Annotated in this window: 28 protein-coding genes and 2 pseudogenes; 18 read left to right on the forward strand and 12 right to left on the reverse strand. The window is 60.8% G+C overall.

The genetic code is table 11. The features are described 5' to 3' along the window. Window positions 1-58: 58 nt before the first annotated feature. Entirely contained in the window at window positions 59-946 is an 888-nt protein-coding gene (locus KW568_RS12285; RefSeq protein ID WP_004576488.1) for a LysR family transcriptional regulator, read from the forward strand. 66 nt (window positions 947-1,012) lie between these two features. Here the strand turns inward: KW568_RS12285 and KW568_RS12290 are convergent, their stop codons facing one another. From KW568_RS12290 to KW568_RS12305, 4 genes are all read right to left on the reverse strand, one after another. Further along, on the reverse strand, window positions 1,013-1,942 hold the full coding sequence (locus KW568_RS12290; protein WP_004576489.1) for a LysR family transcriptional regulator: 930 nt from the start codon (window positions 1,940-1,942) through the stop codon (window positions 1,013-1,015). Window positions 1,943-2,040: 98 nt separating this feature from the next. Next, complete coding sequence (locus tag KW568_RS12295; RefSeq protein ID WP_004576490.1) at window positions 2,041-2,550, reverse strand: flavin reductase family protein; 510 nt, start codon at window positions 2,548-2,550, stop codon at window positions 2,041-2,043. A gap of 25 nt (window positions 2,551-2,575) precedes the next feature. Then, complete coding sequence (locus KW568_RS12300) at window positions 2,576-3,610, reverse strand: methionine synthase (RefSeq protein WP_004576491.1); 1,035 nt, start codon at window positions 3,608-3,610, stop codon at window positions 2,576-2,578. 26 nt (window positions 3,611-3,636) lie between these two features. Beyond that, window positions 3,637-4,620: a DUF1852 domain-containing protein gene (locus KW568_RS12305; RefSeq protein ID WP_004576492.1), complete on the reverse strand. Its 984-nt coding sequence runs from the start codon at window positions 4,618-4,620 to the stop codon at window positions 3,637-3,639. A gap of 231 nt (window positions 4,621-4,851) precedes the next feature. Between KW568_RS12305 and KW568_RS12310 the strand changes: the two are divergent. Both KW568_RS12310 and KW568_RS12315 read left to right on the forward strand, forming a co-directional pair. Continuing rightward, a pseudogene (locus KW568_RS12310) lies at window positions 4,852-5,348 on the forward strand (peroxiredoxin). 86 nt (window positions 5,349-5,434) lie between these two features. Continuing rightward, window positions 5,435-6,373 carry a LysR family transcriptional regulator gene (locus KW568_RS12315; RefSeq protein ID WP_004576494.1) on the forward strand — a complete coding sequence of 313 codons (939 nt, stop codon included), beginning with the start codon at window positions 5,435-5,437 and terminating at the stop codon, window positions 6,371-6,373. Here KW568_RS12315 and KW568_RS12320 read toward each other — a convergent pair. Continuing rightward, window positions 6,350-7,480: a porin gene (locus KW568_RS12320; protein ID WP_004576495.1), complete on the reverse strand. Its 1,131-nt coding sequence runs from the start codon at window positions 7,478-7,480 to the stop codon at window positions 6,350-6,352. The genes KW568_RS12315 and KW568_RS12320 overlap by 24 nt on opposite strands. Window positions 7,481-7,853: 373 nt before the next feature. On the opposite strand from KW568_RS12320, the gene KW568_RS12325 reads away from it, so the two are divergent. The 12 genes from KW568_RS12325 (at window position 7,854) to KW568_RS12380 (ending at window position 18,232) form a co-directional block, all read left to right on the forward strand. Continuing rightward, window positions 7,854-9,155 (forward strand): MFS transporter, encoded by a 1,302-nt coding sequence (locus KW568_RS12325; protein WP_004576496.1) that lies wholly within the window; start codon window positions 7,854-7,856, stop codon window positions 9,153-9,155. 1 nt (window position 9,156) lies between these two features. Continuing rightward, entirely contained in the window at window positions 9,157-10,341 is a 1,185-nt protein-coding gene (locus KW568_RS12330) for a M20 aminoacylase family protein (protein WP_004576497.1), read from the forward strand. Window positions 10,342-10,469: 128 nt separating this feature from the next. Beyond that, entirely contained in the window at window positions 10,470-10,727 is a 258-nt protein-coding gene (locus KW568_RS12335) for a hypothetical protein (RefSeq protein ID WP_003254043.1), read from the forward strand. Between the two features lie 66 nt (window positions 10,728-10,793). Continuing rightward, window positions 10,794-11,036, forward strand: a complete 243-nt coding sequence (locus KW568_RS12340) for a hypothetical protein (protein ID WP_003254042.1) — start codon at window positions 10,794-10,796, stop codon at window positions 11,034-11,036. Further along, complete coding sequence (xth, locus tag KW568_RS12345; protein WP_004576498.1) at window positions 11,033-11,830, forward strand: exodeoxyribonuclease III; 798 nt, start codon at window positions 11,033-11,035, stop codon at window positions 11,828-11,830. Before KW568_RS12340 ends, xth begins: the two co-directional genes overlap by 4 nt. A gap of 116 nt (window positions 11,831-11,946) precedes the next feature. After that, window positions 11,947-12,627, forward strand: coding sequence for a thermostable hemolysin (locus KW568_RS12350; protein ID WP_033725924.1), 681 nt, complete (start codon window positions 11,947-11,949; stop codon window positions 12,625-12,627). After that, on the forward strand, window positions 12,617-14,086 hold the full coding sequence (locus KW568_RS12355) for an AMP-binding protein (RefSeq protein WP_004576500.1): 1,470 nt from the start codon (window positions 12,617-12,619) through the stop codon (window positions 14,084-14,086). Before KW568_RS12350 ends, KW568_RS12355 begins: the two co-directional genes overlap by 11 nt. 8 nt (window positions 14,087-14,094) lie before the next feature. Next, entirely contained in the window at window positions 14,095-14,775 is a 681-nt protein-coding gene (locus KW568_RS12360) for a TenA family transcriptional regulator (RefSeq protein ID WP_003254035.1), read from the forward strand. Then, a complete protein-coding gene (locus tag KW568_RS12365; RefSeq protein ID WP_004576501.1) occupies window positions 14,762-15,568 on the forward strand; it encodes an SDR family oxidoreductase in 807 nt (268 codons plus the stop codon). Before KW568_RS12360 ends, KW568_RS12365 begins: the two co-directional genes overlap by 14 nt. Continuing rightward, entirely contained in the window at window positions 15,565-16,206 is a 642-nt protein-coding gene (locus KW568_RS12370; protein ID WP_003254032.1) for a hypothetical protein, read from the forward strand. The genes KW568_RS12365 and KW568_RS12370 overlap by 4 nt, the downstream gene beginning before the upstream one ends. A gap of 2 nt (window positions 16,207-16,208) precedes the next feature. Beyond that, window positions 16,209-16,871 carry a response regulator gene (locus KW568_RS12375; protein WP_004576502.1) on the forward strand — a complete coding sequence of 221 codons (663 nt, stop codon included), beginning with the start codon at window positions 16,209-16,211 and terminating at the stop codon, window positions 16,869-16,871. Continuing rightward, window positions 16,868-18,232, forward strand: a complete 1,365-nt coding sequence (locus KW568_RS12380; protein ID WP_003254029.1) for a HAMP domain-containing sensor histidine kinase — start codon at window positions 16,868-16,870, stop codon at window positions 18,230-18,232. Before KW568_RS12375 ends, KW568_RS12380 begins: the two co-directional genes overlap by 4 nt. Before the next feature lie 12 nt (window positions 18,233-18,244). On the opposite strand, the gene arsH is transcribed toward KW568_RS12380, so the two are convergent. The 4 genes from arsH to KW568_RS12400 are packed head-to-tail and all read right to left on the reverse strand — an operon-like array spanning window position 18,245 to window position 21,111. After that, the gene (arsH, locus tag KW568_RS12385) at window positions 18,245-18,946 is read right to left on the reverse strand and encodes an arsenical resistance protein ArsH (protein WP_004576503.1); all 702 of its coding nucleotides are present in this window, start codon (window positions 18,944-18,946) and stop codon (window positions 18,245-18,247) included. 13 nt (window positions 18,947-18,959) lie between these two features. Further along, on the reverse strand, window positions 18,960-19,430 hold the full coding sequence (locus KW568_RS12390) for an arsenate reductase ArsC (protein ID WP_004576504.1): 471 nt from the start codon (window positions 19,428-19,430) through the stop codon (window positions 18,960-18,962). Between the two features lie 28 nt (window positions 19,431-19,458). Continuing rightward, the gene (locus KW568_RS12395) at window positions 19,459-20,742 is read right to left on the reverse strand and encodes an arsenic transporter (protein ID WP_004576505.1); all 1,284 of its coding nucleotides are present in this window, start codon (window positions 20,740-20,742) and stop codon (window positions 19,459-19,461) included. A 21-nt stretch (window positions 20,743-20,763) separates the two neighbouring features. Beyond that, window positions 20,764-21,111 carry a metalloregulator ArsR/SmtB family transcription factor gene (locus tag KW568_RS12400; RefSeq protein ID WP_003254021.1) on the reverse strand — a complete coding sequence of 116 codons (348 nt, stop codon included), beginning with the start codon at window positions 21,109-21,111 and terminating at the stop codon, window positions 20,764-20,766. Window positions 21,112-21,323: 212 nt separating this feature from the next. Between KW568_RS12400 and KW568_RS12405 the strand changes: the two genes are divergently transcribed. Continuing rightward, window positions 21,324-21,497, forward strand: coding sequence for a hypothetical protein (locus KW568_RS12405; protein ID WP_019751183.1), 174 nt, complete (start codon window positions 21,324-21,326; stop codon window positions 21,495-21,497). Window positions 21,498-21,576: 79 nt separating this feature from the next. Then, window positions 21,577-21,804, forward strand: a complete 228-nt coding sequence (locus KW568_RS12410; protein ID WP_003254020.1) for a hypothetical protein — start codon at window positions 21,577-21,579, stop codon at window positions 21,802-21,804. Window positions 21,805-21,823: 19 nt separating this feature from the next. Here KW568_RS12410 and KW568_RS12415 read toward each other — a convergent pair. Then, window positions 21,824-21,922, reverse strand: a pseudogene (locus KW568_RS12415) (hemerythrin domain-containing protein); the annotation flags it as partial. A gap of 169 nt (window positions 21,923-22,091) precedes the next feature. After that, the gene (locus tag KW568_RS12420) at window positions 22,092-22,949 is read right to left on the reverse strand and encodes a glucose 1-dehydrogenase (protein WP_004576506.1); all 858 of its coding nucleotides are present in this window, start codon (window positions 22,947-22,949) and stop codon (window positions 22,092-22,094) included. 194 nt (window positions 22,950-23,143) lie between these two features. Here KW568_RS12420 and KW568_RS12425 point away from each other — a divergent pair, with 194 nt between their 5' ends. Further along, a complete protein-coding gene (locus KW568_RS12425; RefSeq protein ID WP_003254017.1) occupies window positions 23,144-23,668 on the forward strand; it encodes a hypothetical protein in 525 nt (174 codons plus the stop codon). Window positions 23,669-23,724: 56 nt separating this feature from the next. Here the strand turns inward: KW568_RS12425 and KW568_RS12430 are convergent, their stop codons facing one another. After that, window positions 23,725-24,264: a type 1 glutamine amidotransferase domain-containing protein gene (locus tag KW568_RS12430; protein WP_004576507.1), complete on the reverse strand. Its 540-nt coding sequence runs from the start codon at window positions 24,262-24,264 to the stop codon at window positions 23,725-23,727. Between the last annotated feature and the right edge of the window lie 72 nt (window positions 24,265-24,336).

Consider the following 24,336-nt stretch of genomic DNA (forward strand, 5'->3'; position numbering starts at 1 on the left):
AGCAATATGCAGCAAATAAAAATTAATAAAAAAAATGCTTTGATAAGGAATGCTAACCATGTTGCCCGAGCTGAAAATCGCGCAGTTGCGTTACTTCGTACTGGTCGCCGAACACAAGAGTTTCCACGCGGCCGCCCGCCAGGCCTTTCGCACCCAGCCTGCGATATCCCTGGCCCTGCGTGAACTGGAGCAGAAGCTGGGGCAGGCACTGGTCGAAAAGGGCGGTGGCCGGGTAGAGCTGACGCCATATGGCGAGCATTGCCTCCCGTTGTTTCGTGGCTTGATCGAGCACCATGACCGTATTGCCCGTGAAGCCATGCTGTTTGCCCGGCATGAAATCGGCCAGGTCAGCATCGCCACCGTGCCTTCTGTGGCCAGCCGAATGCTGCCAGGGCCGCTGGCCCGCTTTGTGGCCGCGCACCCCAATGTGCAGGTCAGCATTCAGGACGGCACGGCCGAACGTGTGCAGCAGTTGCTCGCTCAAGGGCAAGTGGATTTCGGCATCAGCAGCCTGTGGGTGGACGATGACCAGCTCGAATTCGCCCCCATCGTGAATGATCAGGTTGGCGTGGTGTGCCGCAGCGACCACCCGCTGGCGCAGGCGGGGGGGCAGCTACATTGGGCGCAGTTGCTGGGCGTGCCGATGATCCGCAACGGTACCTCGCAATTACTGGCGGGTACCGAGGCCGAGGGTTTGCTGGCCGATAGCCGGCTGTTCATTTCCAACATGATTTCGTTGATCGCCATGCTGGAGGAGGGGGTAGGGATCAGTACCTTGCCGTACCTCGCTTTTCCGCAGGAGAACGACAAACTGGCGTTCGTGCCCCTTGTCGAGCCCAAGGTAGAACGGCAAATCGGCATGCTCACCCGCAAAGGGCGCAGCTTGTCACCTGTGGCGGGGGCACTGATGGCGTTTCTGCAAGTGCAGTTGGCGAAGGCTGGCTGATTCCTTGGCCGTAGGGGCATGGCGCGCCAAGGCCGGCACTGAGGTTCGCAAACGCACGCCCGGCTTTCAGAGAACCGGGCCTGAAGGCACGCTGACACCTGCCAGCGTGGTGAACGAAATATCCTTGGCCGTCAGCAGAAAATCACGCACGTACGGCACCTCCAGCATGTCACTGCGCAGTGCCGCATAGAGGTTTGCCTGCAGGCCGTGTTCGCCAAGGCGCTTGGCGGTTACATAGCCGCGCGAACTGTATTCGTGCACGGCCCAGTTGGGCAGGCAGCAGACGCCGCGCCCGGACGCAACCAGTTGCATCATCATCACGGTAAGTTCTGAGGTGCGGACCTGTGCGGGCTCGACGTCGGCGGGGTCGAGGAAGCGGGTGAAGATGTCCAGGCGGGTGCGTTCGATCGGGTAGGTGATCAGTGTCTGGCTGGCGATATCGGTGGGCTCCAGGTACGGCTTGTGGCGCATGGCGTGGTGGTTGTCGATGGCCAGCAGTGCCTCGTAGCTGAACAACGGCACGTAGCTGATACCCGGCAGTGTCACCGGGTCGGAGGTCACCACCAGGTCCAGGTCGCCGCGCTCCAGGGCTGGCAGCGGCGCGAAGGAAAAACCGGAGGCGAGGTCCAGTTCCACCTCAGGCCAGGCGCCGCGGAACTCATCCACTGAAGGCATCAACCACTGGTAGCAGCTGTGGCACTCGATGGCGATGTGCAACCGTCCGGCGCAGCCCCCGGCCAGCTTGCCCAGGTCCCGTTCGGTATTGCGGATCTGAGGCAGCACCTGATCGGCCAGCTGCAGCAGCTTCAGCCCGGCGCTGGTGAAGCGCACCGGCCTGGATTTGCGCACGAACAGTGGCATGCCGATGCGCTCTTCCATATCGCGGAACTGGTGCGACAGGGCTGATTGTGTCAGGTGCAGGCGCTCGGCGGCCTCGTGCAGGCTGTCGGTTTCACGCAGCGCGTGGAGGGTTCGCAGGTGGCGTAAATCGATCATGAGTAAAATGGCGGATCAACGCAGTAATGGCGGGTTTTCTTCACTGCTGCGTGATCCTGACAATTCCTTTGCTGGGTTTTCCGTGAGTGGGGTGAGGCTCAAGCCGCGTGAGGCGCGGCGAGGTTGCAGTACTGCCCCTTGAAATACAGCAGCGGCTGCGTGGCAGCAGTGGCCTGCAGGTTCAACGCTTTGACTTCGCCAATCACGATCAGGTGGTCCCCGGCGGCATGTTCGGCGTGAATTTCGCAATCAAGCCAATGCAGGCTGCCGGCAATGATCGGGTTGCCCAACGGCGATGCTTGCCATTCGACGCCCTGCCACTTGTTGGCGCCGCGCCGGGCAAACTGGTTGGAAATGCCGACCTGTTCACCTGACAGGATGTTGACCGTGAAGCGCCCAGCCTGGCGAATTTTCGGGTAGCTGGCCGAACGGGACATCACACTGAATGACACCAGCGGCGGGCTCATCGATACGCTGTAGAACGACTGGCAGGTGAAGCCGATCGGCTCACCTTCGTGGTGCGATGTAATCACCGTGATGCCGGATGCGTAGTGCCCGAGTGCCTGGCGAAAAGTCGACGGCTCGATCGCCGTACCGGAAAGCAACATGGTAGGTCCTGTGGCTGCATTCATTTCAGCGTGCGTTAGCGAGTTCCTGACGGACAATGGCTGCGCCTGCACTCAAGGCCTTGAGCTTGCCGCTGGCTACCTGGCGGGGCAGGGGCGCCATGCCGCAGTTGGTGCAAGGGTAGAGCTTGTCTGCATCGACGAATTGCAGTGCCTTGCGCAGGGTGGCGGCGACCTGTTCGGGTGTTTCAATGGCATGGGTGGCCACATCGATGGCGCCGACCATGACTTTCTTGCCGCGAATCAGCTCGAGCAGGTCCATCGGAACATGCGAGTTATGGCATTCCAGCGAAATGATATCGATGCTGGACTGCTGCAGTTTGGGGAAGGCCTGTTCGTATTGCCGCCATTCTGAACCGAGGGTCTTTTTCCAGTCGGTGTTGGCTTTGATGCCATAGCCATAGCAAATATGGACGGCCGTTTCGCACTTGAGGCCCTCGATGGCCCTTTCCAGGGTAGCCACGCCCCAGTCATTCACATCGTCAAAGAAAACATTGAATGCCGGTTCGTCGAACTGAATGATGTCCACGCCCGCGGCTTCCAGTTCTCTGGCTTCCTGGTTGAGAATCTTGGCGAATTCCCAGGCCAGTTTCTCGCGGCTTTTGTAGTGGTTGTCATACAGTGTGTCGATCATGGTCATGGGGCCGGGCAGCGCCCACTTTATCGGCTGTGTGGTGTGCTGGCGCAAGAACGTGGCATCTTCGACAAACACCGGCTTTTGTCGAGCGACAGCACCCATAACCGTCGGTACGCTTGCATCGTAGCGGTCACGGATTCTAACGGTTTTCCGTTGTTCGAAATCAACGCCGCTGAGGTGCTCGATAAACGTGGTGACAAAGTGCTGCCGGGTTTGCTCGCCGTCACTGACGATGTCGATACCGGCGTGTTGTTGTTCTTGCAAGGCCAGGCGCAAGGCATCCTGTTTGCCTTCGATCAGTTGCTCGTCTTGCAACTTCCACGGTGACCAAAGTGTTTCGGGTTGAGCAAGCCAGGCGGGTTTAGGCAGGCTGCCGGCCGTGGAGGTGGGTAGCAATGTGTTCATGAACTGTGACCTTGTGCTTTGAATGTTCAACGTGCGTATTGAGCGGACCATTGCGCCAGCGTGGCCTGGTAGGGTTTGACAAATTGCTCCTCGGCAAACTTGCCCTGCTCGATCGCCAGGCGGCTGCGCTCTTCCCGGTCGTAGACAATGCGCGTGAGCGAGTAATCCTGGTTTTGCAGGCTGGGCTGGTAGGCCTTGCCTGCGGGAGAATTGGCGTTGTAGATCTCGGGTCGGTAGATTTTCTGAAAGGTGTCCATGGTGCTGATGGTGCTGATCAGTTCAAGGTCGGTGTAGTCAGCCAGCAAGTCGCCGGCAAAATAAAACGCCAACGGGGCGACGCTGTTCGGCGGCATGAAATAGCGCACCTTCAAGCCCATTTTCTTGAAGTATTCATCCGTCAGGGAGTATTCATCCTGCTGGTACTCAACCCCTAGCACAGGGTGCTGATTTTCGGTGCGCAGGTAAGTCCTGCTGCTGGATACGCTCAGGCAGATAACCGGTGGTTTGCTGAAATGCTCCTGGTAGGTTTGCGAGTTGACGAAGCATTTGAACAGGTTGCCATGCAGCTCGCCGAAATGATCGGGTGTGCTGAAGGTCGACCGATGCTTGTTATGCTCCAGTAACAGCACGCTGAAGTCGTAATCGCGCACGTACGAAGAGAAGTTGTTGCCTACCATGCCTTCGAGGCGCGTATTGTTTTGGCGGTCGACAATATGGGTTTTCAATATTTCGATCAGCGGCAGTGCATGCCCGTGCTGCGCATTTTCAATATTCATTTCCACCGATATGATGTCCAGCTCTACGCGGTAGCGATCATGTTCGGGGTTGTCCCAGTGCGCCAGCGCATTGAAACGGTTATTGATCATCGTCAAGGTATTGCGCAGGTTTTGCTGGCGGTTTGCACCCCGGGCCAAATTGGCGAAGTTGGTCGTGATGCGGGTGTTTTCGGCGGGGTGATAATGTTCGTCGAACGCAATGCGCTTGACGGTGAATGTTGGCGCTTTATTCATGGTGACGGCTTCCAGATGCCTGAGTGTGAGCAACTCAGTGCTGGTCAGTTGCGTAGGCTGAGTCGTTCACACCGTAATCTTGATGTGTTTGATTGAGGCGTATCCTAGGCGGGGCGCTGCATGAATGATATTGAAGTTATTTCACAGGTTTTTTAGCCCTGCTCATGATGCGTTGCCTGGTCGACTGCGGCATCATGGCTGCCTGGCCCTCACCTCACCCAGGAGACAGCGATGATCAAAACCGGCGATCAACTGCCCGACGTTACCCTTTATCAATACAACAGCGACGCAGGCGCCTGCGCGATCGGCCCGATGGCCTTTTCCATTCGCGAGCCAAGCACAAGAAGGTGCTGATCTTCGCGTTGCCGGGCGCATTCACGCCGACGTGCTCTGAACGTCACGTTCCCGGTTATGTCGCGGCGGCCCCTGCGTTGTGTGCGGCTGGCATTGACGAAATCCTGTGCGTCTCGGTGAACGATGCCTTTGTCATGAACGCCTGGGGCAACAGCATGCAGGTCGGGGATGCGGTCAAGATGATCGGCGATGGCAATGGCGAATTCAGCGAGGCGCTGGGGCTGACCCAGGACCTTTCGGCACGCGGTTTGGGGCGGCGCTCGCAGCGGTATGCGATGTTGGTCGACGACCAGGTAGTCCAGTACATTGCGGTTGAAAGCCCCGGCAAGTTCGAGGTCAGTGATGCGGCCAGCCTGCTGGCTGTGTTGCGCTAGCCATACCTTTGAGGCCTTGCCGACAACGGCTGTCAGGGCTGCCAGAACACTTTTCGAACCGGCCGCTAACAACAAGGTATAAACGGTTGAAACTTCACCAACTCAGGGCGCTGGTCGCCATTCATAACGCAGGCAGCATCCTCGAAGCCTCCAAGCTCATGCACATTACTCAGCCCGCGCTGAGCCGTTCGATCAAGGAGCTGGAGCGGGAGGTGGGGTTTACCCTGTTGCAGCGGTCGCACAAAGGCATGGCCCTTACCGAGGAAGGCAAGCGTGTCATCCGCCATGCCAACCTCGTGGTAGAGAGCATACGCCGCCTGCAGATCGAAGCAGCGAGCATTCAGGATGCGGCGCTGGGCGCCGTGTCGATCGGGGTTACGTCGTTGACGGCGATGCTCGATGGCGTCGATGAAAGTATCCTGGCCTTTCGGCGCAAGTACCCGCGGGTGAAGATCACCATCACCGACCTGCGTCCCAGCCAGATCCTGCAGCGCTTGCGCGATGGCAGCCTGGACTTTGCCATTACTTCGCAGCAACCGCTGAGTCGGCTGAGCCTGGACTGGGAGGCGCTGGGCAGTATCAAGGGCAGGGTGATTTGCCACGCCTCGAATCGGCAGAAGTTCAGCCAGTCACTGCGCACCTTGCAATACGCCCCCTGGATCAGCCTGGACGAGTTGTCCGACCAGGCTTCGCAGTTTCACCAACTGTTCGAAGCCAACGGCCTTCGGGTGCCACAGAACACCGTTGAATGCACTTCAGTGATGATGGCGCTGAAGCTGTTGAAGAACACGGAATCGTTGATGACCATCAGCGAGCTGGCGGTGGACCAAGGGTCTACCTACGGTATCGATTGCGAGTTCGTAGCCATGGCGGTGCAGGAGTTGATTCCGGATTACCCCATCAACCTGGTCTGCATTGACCGCCACAGCCTCACGGCGCCTGCCCAGGAGCTGTTCCACAGCTTGCGCGGGCAGGTGCTCAAGCAGACCCGCCCCGTGGGGTCAGAAGTGGTAGTACATGCCTAGCGAGACGTTGCTTGGGTTATCGCCCGCCTGGTCCACCGGGGTCCCGGCGTAGGTGACCGACGAGGCGCGCTGGTTGGCGATCATGCCGAGGCGTCCATAGAGGGCCCAGCGGGGGTTGATGAAATGGTCATAGCCGATCATCACACCCCACGCGTCCTTGTCACGGGCGCTGACCTGGCGTTGCATCACCGCCAGGCGCAGCACGTCCAGTTCGCCCACTGGCGCCATCATGCCGAAAGTGTACAGCGTGGTGCTGGGCGTGCCGGCCTGGTCCACATCCTGACGCTGCCAGGTGAGGCTGGTGGCCAGCGGGCCGAAATCGTAGAACGCCGACAGGCTCTTGAAATCGTTGGCGGTCTGGCGTGAAACGCCGCCGTCGTCCCATGGGTCGCTGTAGTAACGGTTGTAGGAGGCCAGCAACATCACCCGGCTGTTGCGGTACTGCAGCCGGGCGCCACCGCCACGCACGGTGCGCCCAGCGCTGGCGGCATCGTCGAAGCCGAAGCTCAGCGCGGTACCGAGGCTGAAGCCGCTGAAGGTCGGGCTGGTGTAGGCCAGGGTGTGCTTGGGGCGCAGGTCAAGGTAATAGGCGCCCTTGCCGGCGGCAGGCAGGGCCAGGTAGGTGTAGGGCGAGCCATAGGTGGCCAGGAACGGGTCGGCGTAGGTGGGCGTGGCCATGCCGTAGGTCTTGCCGAACTCGAGCTTGCCCAGGGTGCGCGAGCGCAGGGCGACTGTCGCCAGGCGCAGGGTACCGACGGTGTCCCAGGTGCCCTCCAGGGCCTCGCCATTGAGGTTGAAACCCTCCTCGACGTCAAGCTCCACGACAGTATCGGGGTCAAGCGCCTTGCGTGCGTACAGCCCGAGCTTGTTGGTCCAGGCGCCGCCACCGGCCAGCCTGAAACCCGAGTGGTGCTGTGAGTCGTGATAGCTGGCGAATGCATCCACGGTGCCGTACACCTTGAGCGTGTCATCGAAGCCGTAATCCAGCCCGTAATAACCAAAACCCGGCGCAATCCGCGCGAGCGTCGGAAAACCCTCTGCCTGTGCCTGCGCAGCAAGGCAAGCCCCTTGGATCATCAACAGCAACGATGTAATGCGAGTGTTCATTCACGACTCCAGGCCAGCACGGTGATGGGGTGGCTTTAGCGTCGGTGAACAGAACGTTGCAGCGTGATTGCTTATTCGGTCAGGTCATGCCGTTTGGTTAATCAGGGGCAGGCGCGGCGTGTGGATTGGCGAGCGCATCCGCGTTAGACAGGCTTGGTACCCGCGTCAACGCTGCGCCACGGCTGCTGATTTGTGGGCGTTATTGGGGCCGCGCGCGGAGCGAGGGCAGACTGTGCGCCAGCGCAGGGCAGTTTGGCCAACGATCGCGCCGGCTAATTAATCATTGGTTATCCCTATGCCGAAACTGCAAGTGTATTGGGTGCCCGATTGGCTGATATTCGCTGCACGCCGCGATTTGCCAACGGAGACAACAATGATCAGACCGCTACCCACATCGCCGAGCCTGCAAAAAGGTGCGCTTTCAGCCGCGCAGGTATCGTCCTCCCGTAAAACCTTGGTCGCCTGCTCGTTGGGCAATGCGCTGGAAATGTACGACTTCACGATCTACAGCTTCTTCGCTGTACTGATCGGCAAGCACTTCTTCCCCTCTGACTCGGCCATGGCGTCGTTGTTGATGTCGCTGGCCACCTTTGGCGTCGGTTTCCTGATGCGCCCGGTCGGGGCGATGGTCATCGGCCGCTATGCTGACCGGCATGGACGCAAGGCCGCTTTGAGCCTGACCATCGGGCTGATGACCCTGGGCACCGCAATGATTGCCTTTGCGCCCACGTATTCACAGATCGGGATTTTCGCCACCTTGCTGCTGGTGACCGGCCGGCTCATCCAGGGCATGTCGGCAGGCGGGGAGGTCGGTACCGCGTCGGTGTTCCTGATGGAATCCAGCGCAGTCGGCAATCGCTGCCAGAGCGTCAGCTGGCAGGCCGCCAGCCAAGGCTATGCCGCCTTGGTAGGGGCCGGCTTTGGCCTGGCCCTCAGCCAGTTGCTCGACCCCACGGCGCTGGAAAGCTGGGGATGGCGCATACCGTTCATCTTCGGCCTGCTGATCGGGCCGGTCGGTTGGTACATACGCACGCGGTTGCCGGAAACCCATGAGGCCGCACCGGCGCAGAAGGCAGAGCAGGGGCTGGATGCCGAACTGCTCAAACGCATCGCCCAAGGCATCGGCCTGATGGCCAGCTCGACCATTGGCATGTACCTGTTCGTGTTCTACATGCCGACCTACCTGACCACCGCCTTGCATTACCCACCCGGCAGCGCGATGGCGATTGCCTGCATCAGTAGCGGTTGCATGGCCGTCATCTGCCCGTTGGCCGGCAAACTCGCCGACAAGTATCAGCTCAGAAAACGCCTGCTGGTGTGGACGGTCGCCGCGCCGGTGGTGTTGACCCTGCCCGTGTTTTATCTGCTTGGGCACGTGCAGCACATGGGCCTGGCCATGATGGGCGTGGCGATCCTGATCTTGCCGACCTGTATCGGTGCCGGTGCGTTCTTCGCGCTGATCATGGAGGGCTTCCCGAAGGCCAGGCGCTCGTTCGGCACCTCGGTCAGCTACAGCCTGGGTGTGACCCTGTTCGGTGGTTTTTCGCCGTTGGTGGCCACCTGGCTGATTGCAGCGCTGGGCACGCCGTTGGCGCCAGCTTACTTCTTGCTGGCCGGCGGCATCGTCAGCCTGGCCTGCCTCAGGTACTTCCCCGAAAACAAAGGATGCGAGTGATATGGGTATTTTGCAGAGCAATCAAACACGGGGCTCAGCTGCCGAGCTGGATGAGTTCGTCATGCTGCGCCGGCAGATCCACGCTGCGCCGGAAATTGGCGGCGACACCCCCGATACAGCGGCCCTGGTAGCCGACAAGCTGCAAGCGTTGGGCTATGAAGTGCATCGCAATGTAGGTGGGCATGGTGTGGTCGGCGTGCTGAAAGTGGGGGACAGCCCGCGCAGCATCGGTTTGCGTGCAGACATGGACGCACTGCCGATGGGCGAAAAGAATGCGTTTGCGCATGCCAGCAAGATCCCCGGCCGCATGCATGCCTGTGGCCATGACGGGCATACCGCGATCCTGCTGGCAGCCGCTGCGCAACTGGCGGCTACGCGCCAGTTCAACGGGACGTTGAACGTGATATTCCAGCCCGACGAGGAAGGCCTGGCGGGGGCCAAGGCGATGATCGACGACGGCCTGTTCGAGCGCTTCCCGTGCGACTCGGTGTATGCGCTGCATAACATGCCCGGCCTGCCGGTGGGCACGTGCGTGGTGCAGGCGGGGCCCACCATGGCGTCTTCCGAACGTGTCAGCATTCGGATTACCGGCAAAGGTGGGCATGGTGCGATGCCGGAACTGTCGGTAGACCCGGTGATGGCGTTGAACAGCCTGATCAGTGGCATCCAGACCATCAAGTCGCGCAACCTGAGCGTCGAGGACTACGCCGTGATCAGCATCGGCATGATCCAGGCCGGCACCGTCTACAACATCATCCCTGACGAGGCCTGCATGTTGCTGAGCGTGCGCACCGACACGGCCCAGACCCAGCAGAAGATCAACAGCCGCATTGACGCCCTGGCCAAGGGGCACGCAGAAAGCTATGGCGTGGAGATCGAGGTGCAATTCACCCAACTGGCGCCCGCCTTGTGCAACAGCGATCACGAAAGCGCGTTGCTGCGTGACAGCCTGAGGCCGTTGTTCGCCGACGGCGCGTTGCTGGACAAGATGCCGAAGAAGGTCATGGGCACCGAAGACTTTGCCTACATGTTGCAGGCGCGGCCGGGCTGTTACTTCATGCTGGGCAATGGCACGGGCGAGTTCCATGGGTGCTCGGTGCATAACCCCCACTACGATTTCAATGATGCGTTGGTGAAAATTGGCGCTGATTGTTGGGTAAAGTGGGTTCAGGACTATCTGCGTTGACACTGCGTCATCTGCGTTGGAATGGTCTACGCTCTCAGCCGAAGCGCGTCGTGACAGGCTTCATCCCGTTATCGTCGCTCTGGCGATTCACACCGACGGACCAGGCTCGGTCCAAAGAGGGTGCTGCAATGGCGACTATCGACACCGAGAACCTTGCAAAGGGGCTGCAGCAGGTTGAAGCCTGCTGGCAGGCGTATACCTCGTCACAGCGGCTTGTCGAAGGCCTCGCGGGCAGCGACCGGAGCAGTGCCATTGAAACCGCCAACCGCGATTTCACCAGGTTTCAGAACCAGTGCCAGCTGTTTTATGCCGAAGTGCGCAAGAGGGCAGCGGATGCGGACAAGCTGGAGAGCGACATGGCACGGTATCCCCATTACTTTCAGTGACGCCCTGATTGAACGTCGCGCTGTGCCTGGGTTCTGACAAGCAAAGGGTACAGCGAGGACGCTTTCATGAGCATCGAACGCAACATTCCCGAGCTTGAAGCCTGGTACGCCCAGTACGACGACATCAGTTACCGGCGCGCGTCACCGGATGCCTACCACCATGAACTGCTTCGCACAGCCGAGGCCCTGCGCGACGACGGTGCCATCGACTGGGACGACTGGTTGGCGCTCAAGGCGCTGGCCGATGAGGCGCATATCCGCGCGCTGGAAGATGCCGTGCAGGCCCATGTGAGCGACCCGGACGCATGAAAGCGCTGAAGATTGCCACCTTCAACATCAATGGCATCCGCAGCCGTTTGCCGGCGCTGCTGGCCTGGCTGGAGCGGGAGCAGCCCGACATTGCCTGCCTGCAGGAGCTGAAGGCGGCCGATCAGCAGTTCCCTCGCGCGGAGCTGGAGGCAGCAGGCTATGGCAGCCTTCATCATGGGCAACCGTCATGGAACGGCGTGGCCATTCTGGTGCGGGGCACCGATCCGCTCGAGGTTCGCCGCGGCTTGCCCGGCCTGGAAGAGGACAGCCAGAGCCGCTATCTGGAAGCTGCGGCACACGGGGTGTTGGTCGCTTGCCTCTACCTGCCGAACGGAAACCCGCAGCCCGGGCCCAAGTTCGATTACAAGCTGCACTGGTTCGAATGCCTGATCCAGCATGCGCGCAGCCTCTATGGAAGTGGCCACCCCACGCTGCTGGCAGGGGATTTCAATGTCGTGCCCACCGACATGGACATCTATAACCCGCGTTCCTGGCTGAAGGACGCACTGCTGCAGCCTGAGTCGCGAGCGTGTTACCAACGACTGCTTGATCAGGGCTGGCTCGATGCCATACGCCATCTGTACCCGGACGAGCGTGTCTACACCTTCTGGGACTATTTCCGTAACCACTGGGCCCGCAATGCCGGGTTGCGAATCGATCACCTGTTGCTCAATCGCGAGCTTGCGCCTTATCTGAAACGGGCGGGTGTCGATGCATGGGTGCGCAACGAGGCCAAGGCCAGCGACCATGCGCCCGTCTGGATCGAGCTGGGTACGCGTCGTGCTCGGTCATAGTCAGTTCAGCACATGAACGAGCGCCGGGCTGAGGCGCTCCGACAGTAGCCGACTTCAGATTGCATTCAGATTCGGCCCCGATAATTCCCTCCGTCGCACCCAGGCGGGGAAATTTCATGACTCAGACTCATCAATGGCACAGTTTGCTTCCGTTACCCATCGGTAGCCATGCCGATCATCAGGCGCATCTTTCTCTTCACCTCAGCGGCGATCATGGGCGAGGCGAGCTGGAGCACTTCATACACGAGCGCTTTGCCTGCGTGCACCAGGCGGATGTGCAGCATTACCTGCCGGAACTGCTTGCCTTGCAGGGTAGCCACGGTCGCCTGATCGCGGCGGCGGGCATGCGACCGGCCAGCGAAGGGCCGCTCTTTCTTGAGCGGTACCTGGACGAGCCTCTGGAATCCGCTGTTTCACGGGTAACCGGTGCCTCACCGGATCGCAACTGCATGGTAGAAGTAGGCAACCTGGCCTCGCTCAGCGCCGGCAGCGCTCGAATAATGATCATTGCCGTGACGTGGTTGCTGGCCATGCGCGGTTTGGAGTGGGTCGCATTCACGGGCGCCGCGACACTGTTCAACAGTTTCCAGCGACTGGGGCTGGTGCCCACTGTTCTGGCCTCAGCGGATCCTGCGCGCTTGCAGGGCCAAGTGGACCAATGGGGGACCTACTACGACCAGCGACCCCAGGTATTTGCCGGCAACATAGGCTTTGGCTTCGATGCCCTGAAGCAGGCGGGCATGTTCGAGCGGCTTGGGTTTCCCATGCTAACCCTGGAGACCGGCCATGCGGCATGAACTGACTGCCTTTCAGGCACTGTTGCGCCAGCACGCGCTGGAACATCCTGACGCCGTGGCCGTCCAGGGCGATGCGCAGCGTTACACCTACCGGCAACTGCTCGACGAAGTCGAATCTCGGGCGGGCTGCCTGCGTAGCCAACCACCAGGAACCTTCGCCGTGGTGCTGGATAACGGGCCCGAGGCGCTATTCTGGGATTTGGCGGCGCTGTTCGCCGAACGCGCCACTGTGACAGTGCCGTCGTTTTTCAGCGCGACCCAGTTCCAGCACTGCTTGCAGCAAAGCGGAGTCACGGCGGTCGTGTGCGAGGCGCAGTGGGCCGAACAGCTCGTTGCGCTTGGCTTTGCCCGGCAGGCGCCAGCTGGCGTGTGGCAGCGTGACAGTTTTGTCGCCCCGGCGCTGCCTGAGGGCACAGCCAAGATCACTTACACCTCCGGTAGCACCGGCACGCCCAAAGGCGTGTGCCTGAGCGCTGAAACCCTGCTGCGTGTGGCGCATGAGCTGGAGGCCGCCAGCCGCCCAACCGAGCCGCAGCGATACCTGGCGGTACTGCCACTGGGTGTTCTGCTGGAAAACCTGGGCGTCTACGCCGCGCTCATGGCTGGCGCTTGTGTGCAGCTCTATCCGCAGCAGCAGTTGGGGATGGGAGGCGCAAGCCAGGTCGATTTCAAGCGCCTGCTGGGCGCAATCGCCCTCAGTGGTGCGCAGAGCCTGATCCTTGTGCCGCAACTGCTGATGGGGCTGGTGACAGCGATCGAACGCGGGCTGATGCGGGTCGGCCCTCTGCGTCTGGTGGCGGTAGGCGGCGCTCGGGTATCGCCAAGCCTGCTCGCGCGGGCCGAGGCGGTCGGTTTGCCGGTGTTCGAAGGTTACGGCTTGTCTGAGTGCGCCTCGGTAGTGGCGCTCAACCGCACAGGGGCTGTGCGCCCTGGGAGCGTCGGCAAGCCATTGCCGCATGTGCAGGTGCGCATCGCCGACGATGGCGAAGTTTTGGTGGCCGGCTCGATATTGCTGGGCTACCTGGGAGAGCCGCCGGTAACCGGGCAGTGGTGGGCAACAGGCGATGTAGGGCACCTCGATGAGGAGGGCTACCTCTACCTGGATGGCCGCAAGAAGCATCAGTTCATCACCAGCTTCGGGCGCAACGTCAACCCGGAGTGGGTAGAAGCCGAGCTGAGCCAAAGTGGCGTGATCGCCCAGGCTTTCGTGCATGGCGAGGCCTTGCCACGCAACCTTGCCTTGCTCTGGCCGCTGGATCCCGGCATCAGCGACGAGGCCATCGAACAGGCCGTACAGCAATGCAACGCGCGATTGCCCGATTACGCCAGGGTGCACGCCTGGCGCCGCTTGCCAGTGCCTCTTAGCACGCTTGACGAAACCCTGACTGCCAATGGCCGCCCGCGACGTGAGGCGATCTTGCAGCGTTACCACACCCTATTGTCCGACATCTCGTTGTGAGGTTCACAATGTCCTTTTTCGACACCCTGCAAGTACAAACCGCCCAAGAGCGTCAGGCGCTGTTCGCCGTACCGGTGATCCGCGAAGCGCTGGCCGGCCAGGTCAGCCTGGACAGCTACGTCGCCTTCCTGACCCAGGCCTATTACCACGTGCGCCATACCGTGCCGCTGATGATGGCCTGTGGGGCTCGATTGCCGCTGCGGCTGGAGTGGCTGCGCGGCGCGGTCTGCGAATACATTGAAGAGGAATACGGCCACGAGCAGTGGATCCTCAACGACATCAAAGCGTGCGGCGGTGACTGGGAGGCCGTGCGCGATGGCCAGCCGGTGCAATCCATCGAGCTGATGGTCGCCTACCTGTACGACCTGATCGCCCGTGGCAACCCAGTCGGGTTGTTCGGCATGGTCAACGTGCTCGAAGGCACCAGCATTGCCCTGGCCACCCAGGCGGCGGGCGTTATCCAGAACACATTGGCACTGCCAGACCAGGCGTTCAGCTACCTCAGCTCGCACGGTGCGCTCGACCAGGAGCACATGGTGACCTACAAACAGTTGATGGACCGCCTCGACGATGCCGGTGACCAGCAGGCCGTCCTCCACGCGGCCAAGGTCGTCTACCGCTTGTACACCGAGATGTTCCAGGGCTTGCCGCGTGCCGGGCAGCAAGAGGTGCACCATGCGTTTGGCTGAGTCCGTGGTAATCCTCACCGGCGCCAGTGGGGGCATAGGCCTGGAATTGGCTGAACAGCTCTGCGCTGCCGGTGCCCAGGTGTTGGCCGTCAGTCGGCATATGGGCAAGCTGGCTGGCCTGATGAACCGGTACCCTGATCGTCTGCGCTGGCAGGAGGCCGACCTGCGCAGCCCGTCAGGGCGCGAACATGTCATCGAGCGGGCACGCGAGATGGGGGCTGTCAATGTGCTGATCAACGCGGCTGGCGTGAATCGCTTCGCTCTGCTCGACCAGCTGGATGAGTATGCGCTGGACGAGCTATTGGACATCAACCTGAAGGCACCCTTGCAACTGACCCGGGCCTGCCTGCCGTTGCTGCGTGCTCAGCCCAAGGCGTTGGTGGTCAATGTCGGGTCGACCTATGGCTCGATCGGCTACCCCGGCTACGCCACCTACTGCGCCAGCAAGTTTGCGCTGCGTGGTTTTTCGGAAGCGCTGCGCCGCGAGTTGGCCGACACCACGGTGAACGTGCTGTATGCCGCCCCCCGGGCGACCCGCACAACGATGAACAGCAGTGCTGCGACTGCGCTCAATCAAGCGCTGAAAGTTGGCATGGACGACCCTGCGGACGTCGCCCGTGCTGTGCTCGAGGCGGTGCAATCCGAGCGCACCGAGCTTTATCTGGGGTGGCCGGAAAAGCTCTTCGTGCGTATCAACGGGATGTTGCCGGGCATAGTCGATCGCGCACTGCGCAAGCAACTGCCAGTCATTCGCCGCTATATCGGCAGCCATTCCAAGGAGTCGAACAAATGAAGCGTCTGTTCATTGCCAGCTTGCTGGCATTTGCACCCTTCACCTGGGCATTGGACCAGGCAGGCAGCCAGCGCCTGAGTGATCTGCAGCAGCGCTGGGCGCAGATTCAGTACCAAATGCCCAAGGACACGCGTGCCGACGCCTTCGAAAAGCTGGCAGGCGATGCAGCAACGTTTGTTCATCAGTATCCGGGCACACCTGAACCCTTGATCTGGGAGGGCATCATCAACAGCAGTTGGGCGGGGGCGACGGGTGGCCTCGGTGCACTGGGCAAGGTCAAGGCGGCGAAAGCCAGCCTGGAGCAGGCCATGAAGCTGGACCCCAACGCCCTGCAAGGTTCGGCCTACACCAGCCTGGGCACGCTGTATGATCAGGTGCCCGGCTGGCCTATCGGTTTCGGTGATGCCGAAATGGCCGACAAGATGCTGCGCAAAGCCTTGCAGATCAACCCCAACGGTATCGACAGCAACTATTTCTGGGCTGATCATCTGTATCGGCAAAAGCGCTACCCTGAAGCTACCGCAGCCCTGCAGAAAGCCTTGCAGGCACCGCCCCGGCCGGGGCGTGAGTTGGCTGACCAGGGCCGGCGTGCCGATATCGATGCTTTACTCAAGGCCATCAAGGACAAACAGGACTGAACATGCGGCTGTTGCTGGTTGAGGATGACATTGCACTGGGGGAAGGGATCTGCGACGGCTTGCGCCAGGAGGGGTACACCCTCGACTGGTTGCGGGACGGTGTCAGTGGCTTGCATGCGCTGCAACACGAGACCTTCGACCTGCTGATCCTGGATCTTGGATTGCCCCGTATGGATGGCCTCGAGCTACTCAGGCGATTACGCGCCGGCGGCGACAGCTTGCCGGTGCTGATCCTCACCGCGCGGGATGCCCTTGATGATCGCATTGCCGGCCTGGATGCCGGCGCCGATGATTATCTGGTCAAGCCTTTCGACCTCAACGAGCTCAAGGCGCGCTTGCGCGCCTTGCTGCGGCGCAGCGTCGGGCGCGCCAAGGTACTGATCGAGCATGCAGGGGTCAGCCTGGACCCGACCACCCAACAAGTGCATTACAACGGCGTCGAAGTTGTGCTCACCCCCAAAGAGTATGTGCTGTTGCATGAGTTGCTGGCACATCCCGGCAAGGTATTCACACGTGAGCGCCTCACTCAACTGCTGTATGGCTGGGATGAAGAACCGGAGAGCAACACGCTGGAGGTGAACATCTACCACCTGCGCAAGAAGCTGTTCAACGGCCTGATTCGCACGGTGCGCGGCATTGGCTATCTGGTCGAGGTCAAGGCATGAGCTCGCTACGCCAGCGTACGCTGTGGCGCGTGATGCTCTTGCTGCTACTGGGCACCGGCCTGCTTGCGCTCTACAACTACCATGACAGCAGCCACGAAATTAACGAGGTGTATGACGCGCACCTGGCCCAGAACGCGCGTTTGCTGCAAGGTGTAATGAGCATGCCGGTACAAGAGGGCTCGCGTGAGGCGCTGTATGAGGCCTTCAACGATGCCTTGGGCAAAGCGGGGCGGCACCAGGTGGGCCACCCTTACGAAAGCAAGCTGGCATTCCAGGTCTGGGGTGAAGGCATGGCGTTGCTGGTGCATACACCCAGTGCGCCGCCCATTGACCCACCACCCACTGCTCCAGGGTTCTACGACTTTTCCAGTGGCGGTGAACAATGGCGCGGTTTCGTTTTGCCGGTGCCGGAAAAGCACTGGCTTATCTGGGTGGGTGAGCGTGATGATGTGCGCTACGACCTGATCGACCGCATCGTTCGCCACACGCTGTTCCCGTTCCTGCTTGGCAGCCTGGCGTTGGCACTGCTGGTGTGGGCTGCGATCGGCTGGGGGCTACGGCCACTGCAGAACATGGCCAATGTCATCCGCAGGCGCCATGCCGATTCGCTGGAGCCGCTGCAACTGGTACCGCTTCCCACTGAACTGGAGCCCATGCAGGCGGCCATCAATCGCTTGCTGGCGCAGATCGACGATCTGCTGCGGCGTGAGCATCGCTTCATTGCCGATGCTGCCCACGAAATGCGTACGCCTCTGGCCGTACTGCGGCTGCACGCGCAGAACGCGCTGGCCGCCAGCAATGATGCCGAGCGCGAGAAAGCCTTGGGCTTTCTTGTGGGCGGGGTCGATCGGCTGACACGGGTGGTCAACCAGTTGCTGACATTGGCCCGCGTTGAGCCAAAACTGGGGCAGCGAGCCAGCGCCCGGATCGACCTGGCCGAGGTCGTCACCGAAACCCTGGCTGAATTGACCCCATGGATACTGGACCGTGGCCTGGAACCCTCGCTGGACATAGGCGAAGGGGGCCTTCATCTGCAGGTCGACGCTGGCGCGCTGGGCATTGCGCTACAGAATCTTGTGTCCAACGCGGTAGAACATTCACCGCCTGGGGGGCGCATAGCCGTGTCACTGAGGCGCCTGGCCAGCCGTATCGAACTGGTCGTCGAGGATGAAGGGACGGGTATCGACGAGGAGAGCCTATCCCGTGTATTCGAACGCTTCTATAGCCGAAACAGCCCAAATGGTGCTGGCCTCGGGCTCTCCATCGTCACGACCATCATCGACCGTATGGGGGGGCAGGTACGCCTTGAAAACAGAGCGGGTGGCGGGCTGGCCGCTACCCTGTCGTTTCCACTGTCTTGAATCACGTTTGCGTCAGATGGATCGCTGATTGACCCGCTCAGACAGCTGCTCGGCGCTTTCCTTGCGCTCCGAATAGCGATCCACCAGGAATGCCTGGCGGTCGCGCAGCAGCACGGTGAACTTCACCAGCTCCTCCATGACATCAACCACGCGATCGTAGTACGGCGATGGCTTCATCCGCCCGGTGTCGTCGAACTCCAGATAAGCCTTGGGTACCGAAGACTGGTTCGGGATGGTGAACATCCGCATCCAGCGGCCCAGCACACGCAACTGGTTGACCACGTTGAACGACTGCGACCCGCCGCACACCTGCATCACGGCCAGGGTCTTGCCTTGGGTGGGGCGCAATGCCCCCAGCGCCAACGGAATCCAGTCGATCTGTGCCTTGAACACCGCAGACATCGCCCCATGGCGCTCCGGCGAGCACCACACCTGGCCTTCTGACCATTGCACCAGTTCTCGCAGCTCCTGCACCTTGGGATGCTCCACGGGGACATCGTCAGGCAGCGGCAGGCCCGACGGGTCAAAGGTGCGGGTTTCGGCACCGAAGTGCTCCAGGAGGCGCGCGGCTTCTTCTACCAGCAAGCGACTGAAGGCGCGTTCTCGGGTAGACCCGTACAGCAGCAGGATGCGTGGTTTGTGTTCGCTGGTCGGGGTTGCCGAAGGCGGCAGGTCGAACAGCGTGAGGTCGAGGTTAGGCAGTTGCTCGGACATGATTTCTTCCTGTTCAATGCGAGCCGATGCGATCCAGCGCGTGCTTGAGCTGCTCGCAGTCGAGTTGATCGAACGGCAGTGCGAAGAAGGCCTGGCAGCGAGACTCGATGCGGGCCAGTGTGGCGCGGAACGCCGCATCGACCGAAGCTTCGTCACCCACGACATCGGAGGGGTCTTCCAGCCCCCAATGCGACTTCAGCGCAGGGCCGAAATACACCGGGCAGGCTTCGCCCGCGGCCTTGTCGCAGACGGTGATGACGATGTCGGGTGGGTTGCCCTCGAACGCATCGTTGCCTTTGCTGCTCAAGCCCTCGGTCGAGATATTGGCCTGCTGCAACGTGCTCAGGCTGCGTGGCAGCACCTGGCCCTTGGGAAAACTGCCAGCGCTGACTGCCTCGAAACCGGGCGGTGCCAGGTGGTTGAACAGTGCTTCGGAAAGGATGCTGCGGCAGCTGTTGGCCGTGCACATGAACAGGACTCGCATGGAGGGCTCCTCCGCTGGGGGGCGAACGTCAGAGGCTCAGGCGCAGTGCCAGAGCAGAAAGGGTGATCAGCAAAACCGGTACGGTGAGTAGCAGGCCGACCTTGAAGTAGTAACCCCAGGTGATGCGCATGCCTTTACGCGCCAGCACATGCAGCCAAAGCAGTGTGGCGAGGCTGCCAATCGGGGTGATCTTCGGGCCGAGGTCGCAGCCGATGACGTTGGCGTAGATCATCGCCTCACGTACCACGCCCTCTGCGCCGCTGGCCTGGATCGACAAGGCGCCGATCAGCACGCTGGGCATGTTGTTCATGACTGAAGACAGCAGCGCTGAGATCAACCCGGTGCCAATGGCCGCGCTCCACAGGCCCTGCTCGGCAAGCCTGTCCAGCAGATGGGTGAGCATGTCCGTGAGGCCGGCGTTCTTCAGGCCGTACACCACCAGATACATGCCTAGAGAAAATATCACCACCTGCCACGGCGCTTCCCGCAGTACGCGACGGGTTGAGATGCGGTGACCGCGAGCGGCCACGGCAAAAAGGATTGCGGCACAGACGGCGGCCACCGCACTGATCGGGATGCCCAGAGGTTCCAGTACGAACAGGCCTGCAAGCAACACCAGCAGCACCCACCCACCGACTTTGAAGGTGGCGTGGTCGTGAATTGCCTCGCTCGGCGCCTTCAGCGCATCGAGCGCGTACTGCCTGGGGATATCACGACGGAAGTACAGGAATAGCACCAGCAGGGTGGCCGCCACGCTGGCGATATTCACCGGCACCATCACCGATGCGTATTCGGCGAAGCCCAGGCCGAAGTAGTCGGCCGAGACGATATTGACCAGGTTGGAGACCACCAGCGGCAGGCTGGCCGTGTCGGCAATGAAGCCTGCGGCCATGACAAAGGCCAGTGTCGCTGCAGGTGAGAAGCGCAGCGCGAGCAGCATCGACATGACGATGGGGGTGAGGATCAGCGCCGCACCGTCGTTGGCGAACAGCGCCGATACAGCGGCGCCGAGCAGTACGCAGAAGGCGAACAGGCGGTAGCCGCTGCCGTTTGCCCAACGCGCCACATGCAATGCGGCCCATTCGAAGAAACCGGCCTCATCCAGCAGCAAGCTGATGATGATGACCGCGATGAACGTGGCGGTGGCGTTCCAGACAATGGCCCATACGGCAGGGATGTCATGCAGTGAAACGGCGCCTGTAGCCAGGGCGATGATGGCGCCTAGCGCGGCGCTCCAGCCAACACCGAGCCCCTTGGGCTGCCAGATGACCAGTATGAGGGTGAACACGAAGACAGCAATGGCGGGCAGCATGAAAATCTCGCTTGGTGATGATCAGCAGCAGACGGAATCACGCACGGGGCGACCGTCCATGTTCTTCAGCCGAAGGGCATTGTCAGCCAGCCATTGCGAATTGGCGTGCAAGGTGACCTGAAGCATTTCGTGAACCCAGGAAGGCAGTTCCGGATTCAGGCGGTAATACACCCATTGGCCCTGACGGCGGTCCAGCAGCATGCCAGTGCTGCGCAGTTGTGCCAGATGGCGACTGATCTTGGGTTGGCTGTCGTCCAGCGCGCACATCAGTTCGCAGACGCACAGTTCGCCCAGGCTGGCGATAAGCAGCGTGGCGCGAGCGCGGGTTTCGTCAGAGAGGCTCTTGAAGACATCGGGCGGTGTGATCATGGGGGTGCCTGTACATGCGGAAAGCCGAATATACGTATTTCCATATGTTCGAGCAAGCATTCCTGGGCTGGTGCGCTTGCAGCTCACCATGGCCACGCCCTTCGGTCGACAAAAGCAGGGTTTTGGCAGGCTTCAGACGCTGATGGCACTGCAGGGTGTATAGTGCCTGCTCGGGTGACTGTCGTTCAGTGGCTCATAACCGAGAGGCCAACATGTCCCAGACGTACCCCAGCGCGGCCCAAAAAGCCCATGTGCGCATCTGCGAGCAGGTCGAAGCTTTCCTTCAGCATGGCGGCCGCATTCAGCAGGTAGCGATTGGTGTCACCGGCTACGCTGATGGTGTCTCCAGGGCGCAGTGGAAAAAAGAGCGAACGGCCAAGCCTTGAGGATGTCGGCAGTGTTTATCTGCCAGTAGGGGCCACACCATCAGAGCGCCGCGCGCGCTTGCTTGCCAGGGGCTCTCCCGTGGACGAAGAACCAAGCGATTTTTCGGTAGCCGTGTGCATCGGTATTTCCGAACAGCAAGTCACGTTGTACCGCCGTGAAACGTTCCATTTAGGTGATGGTTCATGGCTTGTGCATTTCGCGTTCTCCATGCCCAAAGAGCTGCGTCAGCAACTGACCGGCAGCTTCACATTGTTGTTGAAAGCCCCGCGAGCGTTCGGTGACGCTCGTTGGACCGATGAAGCTTGAACAGCGTAGCGGGGTGCCTGCGCGTCTTCACTGCTGAACCCTGGGTGGTCGCGCAGAGCTCTTCCAGCAGTTTCTTGACCAACGCATGGTCTTGAATCAGCAAATCGATAGCATTCATGGTGTCACCTCGTCGCGGGCGAATGAACAATGGCTTGCATGGAATTGAGTGACAGTGGGCGGCAGGGTTCAACGTCGATGATGGCTGGCAAAGCGCGCTTCGAGGTCACGCTGCGATTACGCGCTGCCAGAAGCGCCAAGGCCCGCGTATGCAGGCCTCGGCAGCACGTTCAAAGGATAGGTTTGCCCCCCGTCACGGCGTACCGCGAACCCGAGATGTAGCTGGCTTCATCGGACCCCAGCAAGACATAGATTGGCGCCACCTCCACAGGTTGACCCGGCCGCCCCATCGGGTAACCGGAACCGAAGTTCCTCACGGCCTCATCAGGCATGGTGGCCGGGATCAGCGGGGTCCAGATCGGGCCGGGTGCGACGCTGTTGACGCGAATGCCCTGCTTGCCCAGCAATTGCGCAAGGCCTGCAGTGAAATTGGCAATGGCCCCTTTGGTCGCAGCATAGGCCAACAGGCTGGGTGACGGGTCGTCCGAGTTGACCGAGCTGGTGTTGATGATCGAGCCGCCTTTTGGCATCGAGGGCAGAGCGCGCTGGCAAATGCGGAAAATGGCGGTGATGTTGGTATCGAAGGTCTTTACCCATTCATCGTCGTCAATGTCGTCCAGGCTTTCATGGGCCATCTGGAACGCGGCGTTGTTGACCAGGATATCGATGCGACCAAACTGCGCCACGGTCTTGTCGACGATGTCATGGCAGTGCTGTTTCTGTGCCAGGTCGCCGGGCAGCAGCAGGCACTGGCGGCCCGCCGCTTTGACCCAGCGCGCGGTTTCCTGCGCATCGTCGTGTTCATTCAGATAGCCAATGGCAACGTCAGCGCCTTCTCGGGCATAGGCAATGGCCACCGCACGCCCGATGCCGCTGTCAGCACCGGTTATCAAGGCGATCTTGCCTGCGAGGCGATTGTTGCCGGTGTAGCTCTGCTCACCGCAGTCCGGATAAGGATCCATCCTGCGCTGGGAACCGGGAACGCTTTGCGGTTGGGATGCGAATGGAGGGGTAGGGTAGTCGCTCATGCTGGAAGCTCCTGCAGGTTTGGAACGCTCATTCCCGTTCGAAAGGTGCTCCAAGCCAGTGTTGAAGCGGATCTTCGTGCTGAGCGACGAGCGGTTGATGCATCCATTCCCAGTGAATTTTTACCCACCGCATGGCTCTACCGCTGACGGGGCTTGCTGGCATGGGTGAGGCCCACGCTATCAAGGAGTCTGCAGTGCCTCGAATCATCACGCCTTCCACGCCGGAACATGAGATCGATCAGACGAACGAGAGGATGTTCGGTACGCCCAAAGAGCGGCTGGATTTCTATCGACGCGAAATTCAGTATGAGACCACCATCCTGGCCAACCGTACCGACGCTTATCTTGCGGCCCAGTCGTTCCTGGTGATCGCCTACGTGTCATCGATGGGTAACCTGAACCAAAGCTGGGGCGAGATGTTCACCTTGATGGTCCCGGCTTTTCTCGCATTGCTCGGCGTGCTCAGTACACTGAATGCCTGGCCTGGCATCCGCGCGGCCTTCCGGATTATCGAGCACTGGCAGATGAAGCAGAGCCACCTGCTGCGCAGCGAGCCGATGATGGGGCTGGCCTATGACGAGTCGCCGCTGTTCTGCGAGGCCGAAACCTCTCAGGCGGGGCACCGCAAATCGCTGCTGTTTTCCTTGCGCACGCCCTGGATTTTCCTGTGCTTCTGGGTGTTGCTGGGCAGCTATTCGGTTTTCATCCAGTTGGCGTGATCAGCGCGCGCTGGTCGGTGCCATGGGCGACCAGCACGCGCTGAAGAGAATCACGCTCAGCCTGCCAATGCCTTGATCAACTGCTCATTGAAGGCGGGGATGTCATCCGGCTGGCGGCTGGTGATGAGGTTGCCATCGACCACCACTTGTTCATCCAGCCACGTACCGCCCGCATTACGAATGTCATCTTGCAAGGTTTTGTAGCTGGTCATTCGCTTGCCTTTGACCAACCCGCTCGATATCAGCAACCATGCGCCATGGCAGATGACCGCCAGCGGCTTGCCGGCCGCATCGTGGCTTTTAACCAGCTTCTGCGCGCCGGGAATCAAGCGAATCGTGTCCGAATTCTGCACACCGCCGGGCAGCACCAGGGCATCGTAGAGGTCAAGCTGCGCACTGTCGAAAGTCGCATCCACGCTGAACGCGTCGGCGGGTTTGTCATGGTTCCAGCCACGTACCGTGCCTTCTTTTTCGTTCAGGATATCGACCACCGCGCCGCTGTTTTCCAAGGCTTCACGCGGGCCGGTCAGTTCCACCTGTTCAAAGCCATCGGTGACCAGAAAGGCCACGCGCTTGCCGTTCAATTGTGCACTCATCATTTTCTCCTCGTGCTGATAGGCCTTTCATAAGGGCCTGCAAACAGCGAGCAAAGTTCCTGCTCGATGCCT

It is taken from the genome of Pseudomonas sp. HD6515, assembly GCF_024971855.1.
In the GTDB taxonomy this organism is placed as follows: Bacteria; Pseudomonadota; Gammaproteobacteria; order Pseudomonadales; family Pseudomonadaceae; genus Aquipseudomonas; species Aquipseudomonas alloputida.